A 14,646-nucleotide genomic window follows, 5' to 3' on the forward strand; every position below is an offset into this window, starting at 1 on the left:
CTGCCGAACTGGCGAAAACGATGGAAGGGCGGGATTTTCCCGCCCTTTTTCGTTGCGGCCGCTGGCTAATGCACCTGTCCGTAACCGTCCATTAAGCACAATCGAGCGACAAATGGCGGTCAAAGGATTGCGACCATGTGGACACGCCAGCACAAGCAGAGAAACACCGGCCGGCTGATCATCCCGTCGCTTTGCGTGGCGTTCCTGGCCTATTTCGGCTTCCATGCCTATCATGGCGAGTTCGGCATCAATTCCAAATATCAGCTCGAAGCGCAGACCATCGAATTGCAGGCCAAGTACGATGCCATCAAGGCGCGCCGGATCGATCTGGAGCGGCGCGTCCAGCTGATGCATGAGGGCACGCTTGAAAAGGATATGCTCGACGAGCAGGCACGCCGGGCGCTCAATCTGTCCCAGCCCGATGAAATCACCATCATGCTGCCGGCCAATTCGAAATAACCTAATTTCGGTTAATCGCTTTTATTTCCAATGATTCTAGGCGTTTAGATGCATGCCAGCCATGCGTTTTTCTGCATGGCGAAACGCGGTCTCGCATGTTAGCTTCCTTCCAATCGGTGGGGAGGAGCTGATCCTCCCCGGAGCAGACATGGTCTGCTTTAGTGTCCGCAAAGAGACGCCAACAGGGAGTGATGCATGGCCACCGCCGCCAAAAAAGCGCCTGCCAAATCCGTTAAATCGACATCCGCCAAATCAACCGGGCTTTCCGCCCCCAAGCCGGCCGACTTCACCAAGGACGAGGAGCTTGCCGCCTACCGGCACATGCTGCTTATCCGCCGCTTCGAGGAAAAGGCCGGCCAGCTCTACGGCATGGGCTTTATCGGCGGCTTCTGCCACCTCTATATCGGCCAGGAAGCGGTCGTCACCGGCATGAAGATGTCGCTGATCAACGGCGACCAGATGATCACCGCCTATCGCGACCATGGCCACATGCTGGCGATGGAACTGTCACCGCGGGGCGTCATGGCAGAGCTGACCGGACGCCGTGGTGGCCTGTCGAGGGGCAAGGGTGGCTCCATGCACATGTTCTCCAAGGAGAAGCATTTTTACGGCGGCCACGGCATTGTCGGCGCGCAGGTCTCGCTCGGCACCGGTCTCGCCTTCGCCAACCGCTACCGCGACAACAACAATGTGTCGCTGACCTATTTCGGCGATGGCGCTGCCAATCAGGGTCAGGTCTATGAAAGCTTCAACATGGCCTCGCTGTGGAAGCTGCCGGTGATCTACATCATCGAGAACAACCGCTACGCCATGGGCACTTCGGTGTCGCGCTCGTCGGCCGAAACCAATTTTTCGCATCGCGGCGCCTCGTTCAAGATTCCCGGCATTCAGGTCGACGGCATGGATGTGCGTGCGGTCAAATCCGCCGGCGATCAGGCGACCGAATGGTGCCGTGCCGGCAACGGTCCGATCATCCTCGAGATGCAGACCTATCGCTATCGCGGTCACTCGATGTCGGATCCCGCGAAATACCGCTCCAAGGAAGAAGTGCAGAAGATGCGCTCGGATCATGATCCGATCGAGCAGGTCAAGGTGCGGCTGACGGCCAAGAAGTGGGCGACCGAGGACGAACTCAAGAACATCGACAAGGAAGTCCGCGACATCGTCGCCGACGCCGCCGAATTTGCCCAGCACGACGCAGAGCCGGATCCGTCCGAGCTCTGGACCGACATCGTATTGTAACGGGAGGGCAAGGACATGCCGATCGAAATTCTCATGCCCGCTCTCTCGCCGACCATGGAAGAGGGCAATCTTTCCAAATGGTTGAAGAACGAGGGCGACAAGGTCGTCGCCGGTGATGTCATCGCCGAGATCGAAACCGACAAGGCGACGATGGAAGTCGAGGCCGTCGATGAAGGCACGATCGGCAAGATCGTGGTTCCCGCCGGCACCGAAGGCGTCAAGGTCAATGCGGTGATCGCCGTGTTGCTGCAGGACGGCGAAAGTGCAGGCGATGTCGAAAAGAGCGGCCAGCCTGCCTCAACCCAGGATGCCGTTTCCGCTGGCGGTCAGCGGACCGATGCAGCCGAGGAAGGTTCAAAAGCGGCTCCCCAGGATGCCGGCGAGGCTCCGAAGGCAGTTCCCGCCGCTCCGGCAGCCAAACCTGCCGCCGATCCGGATATTCCCGCCGGCACCGAGATGGTCTCGACCACGGTGCGCGAGGCCTTGCGCGATGCCATGGCCGAGGAAATGCGCCGCGACGGCGATGTCTTCGTCATGGGCGAGGAGGTCGCGGAATACCAGGGCGCCTACAAGATCACGCAAGGCCTGCTGCAGGAATTCGGGCCGCGCCGCGTGGTCGACACGCCGATCACCGAGCATGGCTTTGCCGGCGTCGGCGTCGGTGCGGCAATGGCCGGCCTGAAGCCGATCGTCGAATTCATGACCTTTAATTTCGCCATGCAAGCGATCGACCAGATCATCAACTCCGCCGCCAAGACGCTCTATATGTCGGGCGGCCAGATGGGCGCGCCGATCGTGTTCCGCGGCCCGAACGGGGCTGCCGCCCGCGTCGGCGCCCAGCATTCGCAGTGCTATGCCGCCTGGTACAGCCATATTCCCGGCCTGAAAGTGGTGATGCCGTACACGGCTGCCGATGCCAAGGGCCTGCTCAAGGCGGCGATCCGCGATCCGAACCCGGTCATCTTCCTCGAGAACGAAATCCTCTACGGCCAGTCCTTCGACGTGCCGAAGCTTGACGATTTCGTGCTGCCGATCGGCAAGGCGCGCATTCACAAGCAGGGCAAGGACGTCACCATCGTCTCGTTCGGCATCGGCATGACCTATGCCATCAAGGCGGAAGCCGAGCTGCGCGGCATGGGCATCGATGCCGAGATCATCGATCTCAGGACCATCCGTCCGCTCGACCTCGACACCGTCATTGCCTCGGTGAAGAAGACCAACCGCTTGATCGTGGTCGAAGAAGGTTTCCCGCAAAGCTCGGTCGGCGACCACATCGCCAACCAGGTGTCGCAGCGCGCCTTCGATTTCCTCGACGCGCCGGTCATCACCATCGCCGGCAAGGACGTGCCGATGCCCTATGCGGCGAACCTCGAAAAGCTGGCCTTGCCCAATGTCGGCGAGGTCATCGAGGCGGTCAAAGCCGTCACGTATCGCTGAGCCGGTCGGGAGGACATCATGCCAATCAACATCACCATGCCGGCGCTCTCGCCCACGATGGAAGAGGGCAATCTTTCCAAGTGGCTGGTCAAGGAGGGCGACAAGGTTTCGCCGGGCGACGTGATCGCCGAGATCGAGACCGACAAGGCGACGATGGAAGTCGAGGCCGTCGATGAGGGCACGGTTGCCAAGCTCGTCGTTCCGGCCGGCACCGAAGGCGTCAAGGTCAATGCTCTGATCGCCATTCTGGCTGGCGAAGGCGAGGATGCAGGGGCGGCGGCAAAGGGCGGCGGCGATGCCGCGCCCGCGAAAGCCGATGCCAAACAGGATAAGGCGTCAATCTCCCCACCCGTGGGGGAGATGTCGACGAAGTCGACAGAGGGGGGCGCTGTCCCGCCGACCTCTCAGTCTGTCGCGCCCCCCTCTGGCCTGCCGGCCATCTCCCCCACAAAGGGGGAGATCAGCCAATCGTCAGGCGAGCGCACTTTCGCCTCGCCGCTGGCGCGGCGCATAGCCAAAGACGCCGGCGTCGATGTGTCCGCCGTGAGTGGCACCGGCCCGCATGGCCGTGTCGTCAAGGCCGATGTCGAGGCGGCGATCGCCGGCGGTGGCGCCAAGGCCGCGCCGGCCGCGAAAGCCGCACCTGCCGGCGCTCCGGCACCTGCGGCTCCGGCTGCGGCACCCAAGGCGATGTCGGACGAACAGGTGCTGAAGCTGTTTGCCGAAGGGTCCTACGAGCTCGTCCCGCACGACAATATGCGCAAGACCATTGCGCGCCGCCTGGTCGAGGCCAAGACCACCATCCCGCATTTCTACCTGACGCTCGACTGCGAGCTCGATGCCCTGCTGGCGCTGCGCACACAGATCAATGCGGCGGCTCCGATGAAGAAGACCGACAAGGGCGAAGTGCCCGTCTACAAGCTGTCGGTCAACGACATGGTGATCAAGGCGATGGCGATGGCGCTGATGGCGGTGCCGGATGCCAATGCGTCGTGGACCGAAAGCGCCATGGTCAAGCACAAGCACGCCGATGTCGGCGTTGCCGTGTCGATCCCCGGCGGCCTGATCACGCCGATCATCCGCCACGCCGACGAAAAGACGCTGTCCACTATCTCCAACGAGATGAAGGATCTGGCGAGCCGTGCGCGCAGCCGCAAGCTGAAGCCTGAGGAATATCAGGGCGGCACGACGGCTGTCTCCAATCTCGGCATGTTCGGCATCAAGGACTTTGCCGCCGTCATCAACCCGCCGCATGCGACGATCCTGGCGGTGGGTGCCGGCGAGCAGCGGCCGGTGGTCAAGAATGGCGAGATCAGAATCGCCAATATCATGTCGGTGACGCTGTCGACCGATCACCGCGCCGTCGACGGTGCGCTCGGCGCCGAACTTCTGGTCGCCTTCAAGCGCATGATCGAAAATCCGATGGGCATGCTGGTCTAGGAAGGAAAAAGGCTGTGCGGAAATTCGTCACCAGCCTTTTCGCCCTGATCCTTTCCGGCCTGGCCGGCGGGCTGGTGGCGCTGTGGCTGGCAATCGTCACCAATGCGAATTCCGAATACATCCTTGTCTTCATGGTTTCGGCGCTGGTCTCTATCGTTGCGACGGTGGCGTTTTTCATCGCGCAATTGGTGCCAAACCCACAAAGGGCGATCAATCTGGCGGGGCTTGTTGGGGTTGCGTTATTCGTGCTGGCCGGGATCGGGCTGATTGCCTGGATGTTCTCTCAGCCGCCGGGCAAAGCCCAGTGGTCGGGCGATCTCCCCGTTGTCGCCGGTCTGATTTTGCCAAGCATCGCCACGGTTATCGTGCAGTGGCTGTTCGTGGGATGGCGCGTGCGGCGCGGGCTTAAGGCGGAGGCGGGTGCGGGTGCATGAAGACGATCCTCTGCTACGGCGATTCCCTGACCTGGGGCTATGACGCGGCAAGCCTCGGGCGCCATGCGCTGGAGGATCGCTGGCCGAGCGTGCTCAAGGCGGCGCTGGGCGACGATGATATCGAAGTCATTGCCGAAGGTCTGAACGGCCGCACCACGGCTTTCGACGATCACCTGGCTGGTGCCGACCGCAATGGCGCCAAGGTGCTGCCGACGATCCTGACCAGCCATGCGCCGCTCGACCTGATCATCATCATGCTCGGCGCCAACGACATGAAGCCCTGGATCCACGGCAATCCGGTCGCGGCCAAGCAGGGCGTGCAGCGGCTGATCGACATCGTGCGCGGCCACGATTATCCGTTCGACTGGGCCGCGCCGCAAATCCTGATCGTTGCGCCACCAGCGGTCAGCCGCACCGACAATGCCGAGTTCAAGGAAATGTTTGCCGGCGGCGACGAGGCCTCGAAGCGGCTGGCGCCGCAATATTCCGCGCTCGCCGACGAGGCCGGCTGCGGCTTTTTCGATGCCGGCACGGTGGCCGAGACCACACCGATCGACGGGGTCCATCTCGATGCCGAAAACACGCGCAATATAGGTGACGCATTGGCGCCATTGGTGCGTGTGATGCTGGAACTCTAGAGAAAATCAGGGAGAAACCCCGTGGCTGAATCCTACGACGTCATAATCATCGGCTCAGGCCCCGGCGGCTATGTCACGGCGGTGCGCTCCGCCCAGCTCGGCTTCAAGACGGCGATCGTCGAGCGCGAGCATCTCGGCGGAATCTGCCTCAACTGGGGCTGCATCCCGACCAAGGCGCTGCTGCGCTCGGCCGAGATCATGCACTATTCCGATCATCTGAAGGACTACGGCCTGAAGCTCGAAGGCGGCAAGGTCAGCGCCGACACGGCCGCTGTCGTCGACCGCTCGCGCAAAGTGTCGTTGAGGCTCAATGGCGGCGTCGCCTTCCTGATGAAGAAGAACAAGGTCGACGTCATCTGGGGCGAGGCGAAGCTCTCCAAGCCCGGTGAGATCGTCGTTTCCAAGACGGCCAAGAAACCGATGGAGCCGCAGCCGCCGGTGCCCAAGGGCGTCAAGGGCGAGGGGACCTACACCGCCAAGCACATCATTCTCGCCACCGGCGCCCGGCCGCGCGCGCTGCCCGGCATCGAGCCGGACGGCAAACTGATCTGGACCTATTTTGAAGCGATGGTGCCGAAGGAGATGCCGAAATCGCTGCTGGTCATGGGTTCGGGCGCCATTGGCATCGAGTTCGCCTCCTTCTATCGCACCATGGGCGCCGAGGTGACGGTGGTCGAGCTTTTGCCGGCGGTGATGCCGGTCGAGGATGCCGAGGTCTCGAAATTCGCGCAGAAGCAGTTCGAGAAGCAGGGCATGAAAATCATCCTCGAGGCCAAGGTGACCAAGGTCGAGAAGGGTGCCAACTCGATCACCGCCCATGTCGAGATGAAGGACGGCAAGGTCGAGAAGATCACCGCCGACCGCATGATCTCGGCCGTCGGCGTGCAGGGCAACATCGATAATCTCGGCCTCGAGACGCTCGGCGTGAAGACCGATCGCGGCTGCGTCGTCATTGACGGCTATGGCAAGACCAACGTTCCCGGCATCTACGCTATCGGCGATGTAGCCGGACCGCCTATGCTTGCCCACAAGGCCGAGCATGAAGGCGTGGTGTGTATCGAAAAGATCGCCAATTTCCCCGGCGTGCATGCGACAGACAAGCTGAAGATCCCGGGCTGCACCTATTGCAACCCCCAGGTCGCATCGGTCGGGCTCACCGAAGCCAAGGCCAAGGCCGAAGGCAAGGACATTCGTGTCGGCCGCTTCCAGTTCGGCGCCAACGGCAAGGCGATCGCGCTTGGCGAGGACCAGGGCTTCATCAAGACCGTCTTCGACAAGAAGACCGGCCAGCTGCTCGGCGCGCATATGGTCGGCGCCGAGGTGACGGAGCTGATCCAGGGCTTTGTCGTGGCGATGAACCTGGAGACCACCGAGGAAGAACTGATGCACACCATCTTCCCGCATCCGACGCTGTCGGAGATGATGAAGGAAAGCGTGCTTGATGCCTATGGCCGTGCGCTCAACGCGTGATAAATTGCTGCCGCGAGACTCAGACGCATGCGCCGGAGGAACCTTACGGCAAGACAGTTCGTTTCCGGATGCATTTTCACCTGACACTGGAGGAGTTGGCATATGGACGTGAATGGCGTGGGCTGGATTGCGGCCATCATCATCGGCGGTTTGGCCGGGTGGCTGGCCGAGATGGTCATGAAGAGCAATACCGGCGTCTTGATGAACATCATTATGGGCATTGTCGGCGCGGTGGTGCTGAACGCAATTCTCAGGGCGCTCAACATCGAACCCTTCGGTGTCGGCTGGCTCGCCTACCTGATCACCGGCTTCATCGGCGCCTGCCTGCTGATCTTTGCCGGGCGGCTGATACGCCGCTAGACTACCGCTATGCGAAAAAGGCTGTGGCGGCATGCGCCGCCGCGGCCTTTTTCTTTGCACCGAAAAGTCCTAGATGACGTCAGAAGGGCGAATGCCGACGGGCAGACGCCAACAAGTCAGGTTTGAGATGGTCACCGTCCTCGACACGATCGCCAACGCGCCGCGCCTGCGGCACCCCGAGAAGGCGCACAAGCCTGATCAGGACGTGCTGCGCAAACCCGACTGGATCCGCGTCAAGGCGCCGATGTCCAAGGGCTATGCCGAAACCCGCGAGATCGTGAAGTCGCACAAGCTGGTCACGGTGTGCGAAGAGGCCGGCTGCCCCAATATCGGCGAGTGCTGGGAAAAGAAGCACGCCACCTTCATGATCATGGGCGAGATCTGCACGCGCGCCTGCGCGTTCTGCAATGTTGCCACCGGCATTCCGACCGCGCTCGATGCCGATGAGCCGGCGCGTGTCGCGCATGCCGTAAAGCAGATGGGGCTGACCCATGTCGTCATCACCTCGGTCGACCGCGACGATCTCGCCGATGGCGGCGCGCAGCATTTCGCCGAGGTTATCCGGGCGATCCGGGCAGCGACACCTCTGACCACGATCGAAATCCTGACGCCCGATTTCCTGCGCAAGGAAGGCGCGCTGGAGATCGTCGTGGCGGCCAAGCCCGATGTCTTCAACCACAATCTCGAAACCGTGCCGTCGAACTACCTGACGGTGCGGCCGGGTGCCCGCTATTTCCACTCGATCCGGCTGTTGCAGCGGGTCAAGGAGCTCGATCCGTCGATCTTCACCAAGTCCGGCATCATGGTCGGCCTCGGCGAAGAGCGCAACGAGATCCTGCAGCTGATGGATGACCTGCGCTCGGCCAATGTCGACTTCATGACCATTGGCCAGTATCTGCAGCCGTCGAAGAAGCACCACCCGGTGATCCGCTTCGTCACGCCGGAGGAATTCAGCTCCTTCGCGACGATCGGCAAGACCAAGGGTTTCCTGCTGGTGGCGTCGAGCCCGCTGACGCGCTCCTCGCATCATGCCGGTGACGATTTCGCCAGGCTGCGGGCGGCGCGTGAGGCGCAGCTCAAAAAAGCCAGTTAAATCCTGCTTCAATGCCGAAATTCGAAGCCACACGCCGCGTTGCCCACACGCCGGAGCAGATGTTTGCGCTGGTCGCCGATATCGAGACCTATCCGCAATTTCTGCCGCTGTGCGAGGCGCTGACGGTGCGCTCTCGCAAGGAGCGTGATCGCCGCACCATTCTCCTCGCCGATATGAGCATCGGCTACAAGGCGATCCGCGAGACCTTTACGACGCAGGTGCTGCTGAAGCCGGACGAGAACACAATCGACGTCAAATACATCGATGGGCCGTTCAAATATCTCAGCAATATCTGGCGCTTCGAGCCGGCCGACGGCGGCGGCTGCAACGTTCGCTTCTTCATCGACTACGAGTTCAAGAGCCGTATCCTCGGCGTGTTGATGGGCACCATGTTCGATCGCGCCTTCCGCATGTTTTCCGAAGCCTTCGAAAAACGTGCGGACGTCATCTACGGAACGACGCCCATCTCATGAGTGTCGCCGAGCGCGCGCAGGCCGATCTCCAGCGCATGCTTGACCGTCTCGCGGCGGATGAAGTCGCGGCCATTGTCGGCAAACATATTGAGCTCGGCAGCCACCGGCCCACCTCTTAGGGCAACTCCGAACCAGACGAGGCCGACCGGTTTTTCCGGCGAGCCGCCGCCTGGGCCGGCAATGCCGGTGACGGCAAGCGCAAGCCCGGCGCGCGAGCGGGCCAGAGCGCCCTCCGCCATCTCCAGAACCGTTTCGCGCGAGACGGCGCCATGCGCCTCGAGTGTGGCGGGCGAGACGCCGAGCATCTCCATCTTTGCTTCATCGGAATAGGTGATGAGGCCGCGATCGACGACAGCGGACGAGCCGGCAATGTCGGTCAGTGCCGAGATGATCATGCCGCCGGTGCAGCTCTCGGCCGTCGCCAGCATGATGCCGCGTTGCTGGCAGACCTGGAGCAGGGCGTTGGCAAGATCGCTGTTGTTCATGCGGGAACCTCCCCGGGGAAGACGACACTGGCGGTGGCGATGGCGGCGATGCCTTCCTCGCGGCCGACAAAGCCGAGTTTCTCGTTCGTCGTCGCCTTGATCGAGATGCGATCGCTGGAAATGCCCAGCATCGCCGACAGCGCATTGGTCATGGCCCCGCGATGCGGGCCGACGCGCGGCGCCTCGCAGATCAGCGTGATGTCGGCATTGGCGATGCGGCCGCCGCGTTCGCGCACCAACCTGGCCGCATGCTCGACGAAGATCTTTGACGCCGCGCCCTTCCATTGCGGATCGGAAGGCGGGAAATGCGTGCCGATGTCGCCGGCGCCGCAAGTGGCGAGCAGCGCATCGGTCAGCGCGTGCAGGCCGACATCGGCATCCGAATGGCCGGAAAGCTTCTTGCCGTGCGGAATGGCGACGCCGCACAGGGTGACATGGTCGCCGGCCTCGAAGGCGTGCACGTCATAGCCATTGCCGGTGCGAATGTCTGGAAAACGCTCGCCAGTAAGCCGTTGATCCGCCATCGCGATATCCCTTGCCCAGGTCAATTTGACATTGTCCGGCGACCCCTCGACGATTTTTACCGGAATATGCGCCCATTCGGCGATCGCGGCATCGTCGGTGAAATCCGTCTTGCCGAGATGATGGGCTTTTTCGTGCGCGGCGAGCAACGGCCAGAACGGAAAGCCTTGCGGCGTCTGCGCGGCATGAAGGCCGGCCCTTGGCACCGTCTCCTCGATCATGCCGGTGGCCGACTCGCGCTTCAGCGTATCGGCGACGGGCAAAGCGGGCAGCGCGCCCTGGCGCTCGCCAATGGCGGCGATGATACGGTCGATCAGGGCCGTGTCGACAAACGGCCGCACCGCGTCATGGACAAGGACACGGCCGGGCGTACGTTCCCTCAGCGCCAGCAGGCCGAGCCGGACCGAGGCCTGGCGCGACTCGCCACCGACCACGGCGGTAACCCGCTCGGCATACACGCCGGCTGCCTTGTCGAAAAGCGCGCGGTCATCGGCATGGATGGCGACGACGACGGGGCCAATTTTGGGATGCGCCAGGAACGTCTCCAGCGTGCGCGCGATGACGGCACGGCCACCGATGCGTTGATATTGCTTCGGCCCGTCGGCCTGTCCGGCACGCGCGCCGCGGCCGGCTGCAACGATGACCACGCCGACCTTGTCGGTCGTCGCCTCGGCCGGTTTTTCGCTTGCGTCTGTCATGCCGAGAGGCTTAGTCGCGGCTTATGGCGAAGGCCAGCATTTTCCCAAATGCGCCGCAATGTGACGTCATTGCGCGTTGCAGAATGCCTTTCTTATGGCTAGAGAATGTGCAGCAATCCGATATGCTTGGTTTTTGTGCATGCTTGAAGTGACAAAATTGGCTTCGCCGCTCGACGTTGGCGGCGTGACAATCCGCAACCGCGTCTTCCTCGCGCCCATGTCGGGAATAACGGACGAGCCGTTCCGGCAGCGCGCCGACGCGCATGGCGCGGGCCTGGTCGTGTCGGAAATGGTGGCGAGCGGCGAGCTTGCCAAGGGCAGGGCCGGATGCGACCTGCGCATCCGTCATTCCGGGCTGCCCGTCCATATGGTTCAGCTTGCCGGCCGCGAGGCCGAGCACATGGCCGAGGGCGCGCGCATCGCTGCCGGCGAGGGCGCCGACATCATCGACATCAATATGGGCTGCCCGGCCAAGAAGGTGACCGGCGGCTATGCCGGCTCGGCGCTGATGCGCGATCTCGACCATGCGCTGTCGCTGATCGAAGCGGTGATCGGCGCGGTCCAGGTGCCGGTCACGGTCAAGATGCGGCTCGGCTGGGACGACAATGCGCTCAATGCACCCGTTTTGGCGCGCCGCGCCGAAGAGGCCGGTGTTAAAATGGTGACCGTGCATGGGCGCACGCGCTGCCAGTTTTATCAAGGCAAGGCCGATTGGGGCGCCATCGCCCGCATCAAGGACGCCGTCTCGATCCCGGTCGTCGCCAACGGCGATGTGGGCTCGCCCGCGGAGGCCGCCGAAATCCTTGAACAGTCGGGCGCCGACGCGGTGATGATCGGTCGTGCCCATTATGGCGCGCCATGGACGGCGGGCCGCATTGCGGCGAAGGCTGCGGGCGACGCGCTCTCCGGCGTGCCGGAAAGCCCGCAAGCCATGGCCGACTACATCGTTTCCCACTACGAGGACATGCTGACGCTTTACGGCGTCGAAAGCGGCTTGCGCCAGGCGCGCAAGCATCTCGGCTGGTATCTCGACCGCCACTCTGCTGGCGTTTCCGATGAGCGGCGGAAAGCCATCCTCACCTCTTTCGAACCCGCCCGCGTCATTGCCTTGCTGCATGAGGTGTTTTCCGGCGAAGCCACGCCCTTGCGGAGCGCCGCATGAACGCCACCGTCACACCGAGCTCCGACATGGCGGATGCCGCCAGTATCGTGCTGAACACCATCCGCCGTCCGGTCATCATGGTCGATCCGGACGGGTTCATCACCTACGCCAATGCCGATGCGGAAGACTTCTTCCGTTCAAGTGCCAACATGCTTGCCCGCAACACACTGTCCAAGCTGATCCCGTTCGGCAGCCCGTTGCTGCAGCTGGTCGATCAGGTGCGCGAGCGCCGTGCGCCGGTCAACGAATACCGTGTCGACGTGTCGTCGCCGCGTCTCGGCATCGAGAAGGTCGTCGATCTCTATGTCGCGCCGGTGCCGGAATTCCCAGGCTCGATCGTGGTGATGTTCCAGGAACGCTCGATGGCCGACAAGATCGACCGGCAGATGACACACAGGGGTGCCGCGCGTTCGGTCACCGGCCTTGCCGCCATGCTGGCGCATGAGATCAAGAACCCGCTGTCCGGCATTCGTGGCGCCGCACAGCTGCTCGAACTCTCGGCGTCCGACGAGGATCGCGCCCTGACCCGCCTCATCACTGACGAGACTGATCGCATAGTCTCCCTGGTCGACCGCATGGAGGTGTTTTCCGACGAGCGGCCGATTGACCGCTATCCCGTCAACATCCATGTCGTGCTGGACCATGTGAAGGCAATCGCGAAGAACGGTTTTGCCAAGAGGATCAGGATAATGGAGGACTATGATCCATCATTGCCTCCGGTTTTCGCCAACCGCGACCAACTGATCCAGGTGTTCCTCAACCTGGTCAAGAACGCCGCCGAGGCCATCGGCGGCGACCCACAGGGGGAGATCGTGCTGTCGACCGCGTTCAGGCCGGGCATCCGCGTTTCCGTTCCCGGAACCCAGGACCGCGTGTCGCTGCCGCTTGAATTCTGCGTGCGCGACAATGGTTCGGGCGTTTCGGAAGACATTCTGCCGATCCTGTTCGATCCGTTCATCACCACCAAGCCGAACGGGTCGGGGCTCGGCCTGGCGCTGGTGGCGAAAATCGTCGGCGAGCATGGCGGCATCATCGAATGCGATTCGACGCCGCGCGGCACCACCTTCCGAATCCTGATGCCGGCCTGGAAAGAAACACCCATCGACACTGCCGATGATGAAGGCGAAGGAGACCGCAAATGACGGTTCGCGGCAATATTCTCGTCGCCGACGACGATGCGGCCATCCGCACCGTGCTCAATCAGGCGCTGTCGCGCGTCGGCCATGAGGTGCGCGTGACCTCCAACGCCTCGACGCTGTGGCGCTGGGTGGCGGCGGGCGAGGGCGATCTGGTGATCACCGACGTTGTCATGCCGGACGAGAACGCCTTCGACATGCTGCCCCGCATCAAGAAGGCCCGGCCGGAGCTGCCGGTCATCGTGATGAGCGCGCAAAACACTTTCATGACGGCGATTCGTGCTTCCGAAACAGGTGCTTATGAATATCTGCCGAAGCCGTTCGACCTGACCGAGCTGCTCAACATCGTCAATCGTGCGCTGTCAGAGCCGCGCCGACCGAAGATCGATACGCGACCGGAAGAACAGCCTGACGCCATGCCGCTGGTCGGCCGCTCGGCCGCCATGCAGGACATCTACCGCATGCTGGCGCGCATGATGCAGACCGATCTGACGGTGATGATCTCGGGCGAGTCCGGCACCGGCAAGGAATTGGTGGCGCGCGCGCTGCACGAATATGGCCGCCGCCGAGGCGGTCCGTTCGTCGCCATCAACATGGCGGCAATCCCGCGCGACCTCATCGAATCGGAACTGTTCGGTCATGAGAAGGGTGCCTTCACCGGCGCACAGAACCGCTCGACAGGCCGCTTCGAGCAGGCCGAGGGCGGCACGCTGTTCCTCGACGAGATCGGCGACATGCCGATGGAGGCGCAGACGCGGCTGCTGCGCGTGCTGCAGCAGGGCGAATACACCACGGTCGGCGGGCGCACGCCGATCAAGACCGATGTGCGCATCGTCGCCGCCACCAACAAGGATCTGCGCACGCTGATCAACCAGGGGCTTTTCCGCGAGGATCTGTTCTATCGCCTGAACGTCGTGCCGCTTCGGCTGCCGGGTTTGCGTGAGAGGTCGGAAGACATTCCCGATCTGGTGCGGCATTTCTTCAAGATCGGCGCCAGCGAAGGCTTGCAGACCAAGCGCATTTCGACCGGCGGTATCGAATTGATGAAGCGCTATCCGTGGCCGGGAAACGTGCGCGAGCTGGAAAACCTGGTGCGCCGGCTTGCGGCGCTCTATTCGCAGGACGAAATATCAGCCGAAATCATCGAAGCCGAACTGAAGACAGGCGAAAGGCCGGTCGTTCCCGGCGGCGGCAATTTGATCCCGGACGATCTGTCCATCGGCCAGGCGGTGGAGCACTTCCTGCAGCGCTATTTCGCCTCTTTCGCCGGTGATTTGCCGCCGGCAGGTCTCTATCAACGCATCTTGTCGGAGGTCGAATATCCGCTGGTGCTCGCTTCCATGACGGCAACGCGCGGCAACCAGATCAAGGCGGCCGAATTGCTCGGCTTGAATCGCAACACGTTGCGCAAGAAGATTCGCGAGCTGGGCGTCAACGTCTACAAATCGTCGAGACCATGAGCGCCTGCTGCCCGAAGTGACGCGAGGTCATCCCCTTTTCAGGGGATCGGCGGCCGAAAGATTTCCGTCACGGCCACACTTGTTGCATAATCGCCACAATGCGTTGCATACATCCAACGCAATCACTGGCTCTTAGA

The 14,646-nt window shown here is 62.6% G+C and carries 15 protein-coding genes; 13 read left to right on the forward strand and 2 right to left on the reverse strand.

Features of this window, described 5'->3' with window-relative positions:
- Positions 1–135: 135 nt before the first annotated feature.
- The 10 genes from NKJ18_RS22730 to NKJ18_RS22775 all read left to right on the forward strand — a co-directional run bounded on the left by NKJ18_RS22730 (position 136) and on the right by NKJ18_RS22775 (position 9,046).
- Complete coding sequence (locus NKJ18_RS22730; protein ID WP_023682560.1) at positions 136–459, forward strand: FtsB family cell division protein; 324 nt, start codon at positions 136–138, stop codon at positions 457–459.
- Positions 460–654: 195 nt separating this feature from the next.
- Positions 655–1,701, forward strand: a complete 1,047-nt coding sequence (pdhA, locus tag NKJ18_RS22735) for a pyruvate dehydrogenase (acetyl-transferring) E1 component subunit alpha (RefSeq protein ID WP_023668914.1) — start codon at positions 655–657, stop codon at positions 1,699–1,701.
- Between the two features lie 15 nt (positions 1,702–1,716).
- Positions 1,717–3,138, forward strand: coding sequence for a pyruvate dehydrogenase complex E1 component subunit beta (locus NKJ18_RS22740; protein ID WP_023734036.1), 1,422 nt, complete (start codon positions 1,717–1,719; stop codon positions 3,136–3,138).
- 18 nt (positions 3,139–3,156) lie between these two features.
- Entirely contained in the window at positions 3,157–4,578 is a 1,422-nt protein-coding gene (locus NKJ18_RS22745; protein WP_023816027.1) for a pyruvate dehydrogenase complex dihydrolipoamide acetyltransferase, read from the forward strand.
- A 14-nt stretch (positions 4,579–4,592) separates the two neighbouring features.
- Positions 4,593–5,012 carry a hypothetical protein gene (locus NKJ18_RS22750; protein ID WP_352759746.1) on the forward strand — a complete coding sequence of 140 codons (420 nt, stop codon included), beginning with the start codon at positions 4,593–4,595 and terminating at the stop codon, positions 5,010–5,012.
- Positions 5,009–5,650, forward strand: a complete 642-nt coding sequence (locus NKJ18_RS22755) for an SGNH/GDSL hydrolase family protein (protein ID WP_023682555.1) — start codon at positions 5,009–5,011, stop codon at positions 5,648–5,650. The genes NKJ18_RS22750 and NKJ18_RS22755 overlap by 4 nt, the downstream gene beginning before the upstream one ends.
- 21 nt (positions 5,651–5,671) lie before the next feature.
- The gene (gene lpdA / locus NKJ18_RS22760; protein WP_023728015.1) at positions 5,672–7,120 is read left to right on the forward strand and encodes a dihydrolipoyl dehydrogenase; all 1,449 of its coding nucleotides are present in this window, start codon (positions 5,672–5,674) and stop codon (positions 7,118–7,120) included.
- A gap of 102 nt (positions 7,121–7,222) precedes the next feature.
- Positions 7,223–7,480: a GlsB/YeaQ/YmgE family stress response membrane protein gene (locus NKJ18_RS22765; protein ID WP_023668920.1), complete on the forward strand. Its 258-nt coding sequence runs from the start codon at positions 7,223–7,225 to the stop codon at positions 7,478–7,480.
- A gap of 127 nt (positions 7,481–7,607) precedes the next feature.
- Complete coding sequence (lipA, locus tag NKJ18_RS22770) at positions 7,608–8,573, forward strand: lipoyl synthase (RefSeq protein WP_023668921.1); 966 nt, start codon at positions 7,608–7,610, stop codon at positions 8,571–8,573.
- An 11-nt stretch (positions 8,574–8,584) separates the two neighbouring features.
- On the forward strand, positions 8,585–9,046 hold the full coding sequence (locus NKJ18_RS22775) for a type II toxin-antitoxin system RatA family toxin (protein ID WP_023668922.1): 462 nt from the start codon (positions 8,585–8,587) through the stop codon (positions 9,044–9,046).
- Here NKJ18_RS22775 and NKJ18_RS22780 read toward each other — a convergent pair.
- Both NKJ18_RS22780 and NKJ18_RS22785 read right to left on the reverse strand, forming a co-directional pair.
- A complete protein-coding gene (locus tag NKJ18_RS22780; protein WP_023696095.1) occupies positions 9,022–9,531 on the reverse strand; it encodes a CinA family protein in 510 nt (169 codons plus the stop codon). The genes NKJ18_RS22775 and NKJ18_RS22780 overlap by 25 nt on opposite strands.
- Positions 9,528–10,751, reverse strand: a complete 1,224-nt coding sequence (locus NKJ18_RS22785) for a bifunctional 2-C-methyl-D-erythritol 4-phosphate cytidylyltransferase/2-C-methyl-D-erythritol 2,4-cyclodiphosphate synthase (RefSeq protein WP_023728017.1) — start codon at positions 10,749–10,751, stop codon at positions 9,528–9,530. The genes NKJ18_RS22780 and NKJ18_RS22785 overlap by 4 nt, the downstream gene beginning before the upstream one ends.
- A 139-nt stretch (positions 10,752–10,890) precedes the next feature.
- On the opposite strand from NKJ18_RS22785, the gene dusB reads away from it, so the two are divergent.
- From dusB to ntrC, 3 genes are read left to right on the forward strand one after another with little or no spacing between them, the layout of a single operon-like run.
- Positions 10,891–11,913, forward strand: coding sequence for a tRNA dihydrouridine synthase DusB (gene dusB, locus NKJ18_RS22790; protein ID WP_023728018.1), 1,023 nt, complete (start codon positions 10,891–10,893; stop codon positions 11,911–11,913).
- Positions 11,910–13,055, forward strand: a complete 1,146-nt coding sequence (locus NKJ18_RS22795) for a two-component system sensor histidine kinase NtrB (RefSeq protein WP_023668926.1) — start codon at positions 11,910–11,912, stop codon at positions 13,053–13,055. Before dusB ends, NKJ18_RS22795 begins: the two co-directional genes overlap by 4 nt.
- A complete protein-coding gene (gene ntrC / locus NKJ18_RS22800; RefSeq protein ID WP_023701735.1) occupies positions 13,052–14,509 on the forward strand; it encodes a nitrogen regulation protein NR(I) in 1,458 nt (485 codons plus the stop codon). Before NKJ18_RS22795 ends, ntrC begins: the two co-directional genes overlap by 4 nt.
- Positions 14,510–14,646 lie beyond the last annotated feature (137 nt).

Origin of the sequence: Mesorhizobium sp. M0217 (genome assembly GCF_040321955.1) — a bacterium.
GTDB lineage: Bacteria > Pseudomonadota > Alphaproteobacteria > Rhizobiales > Rhizobiaceae > Mesorhizobium.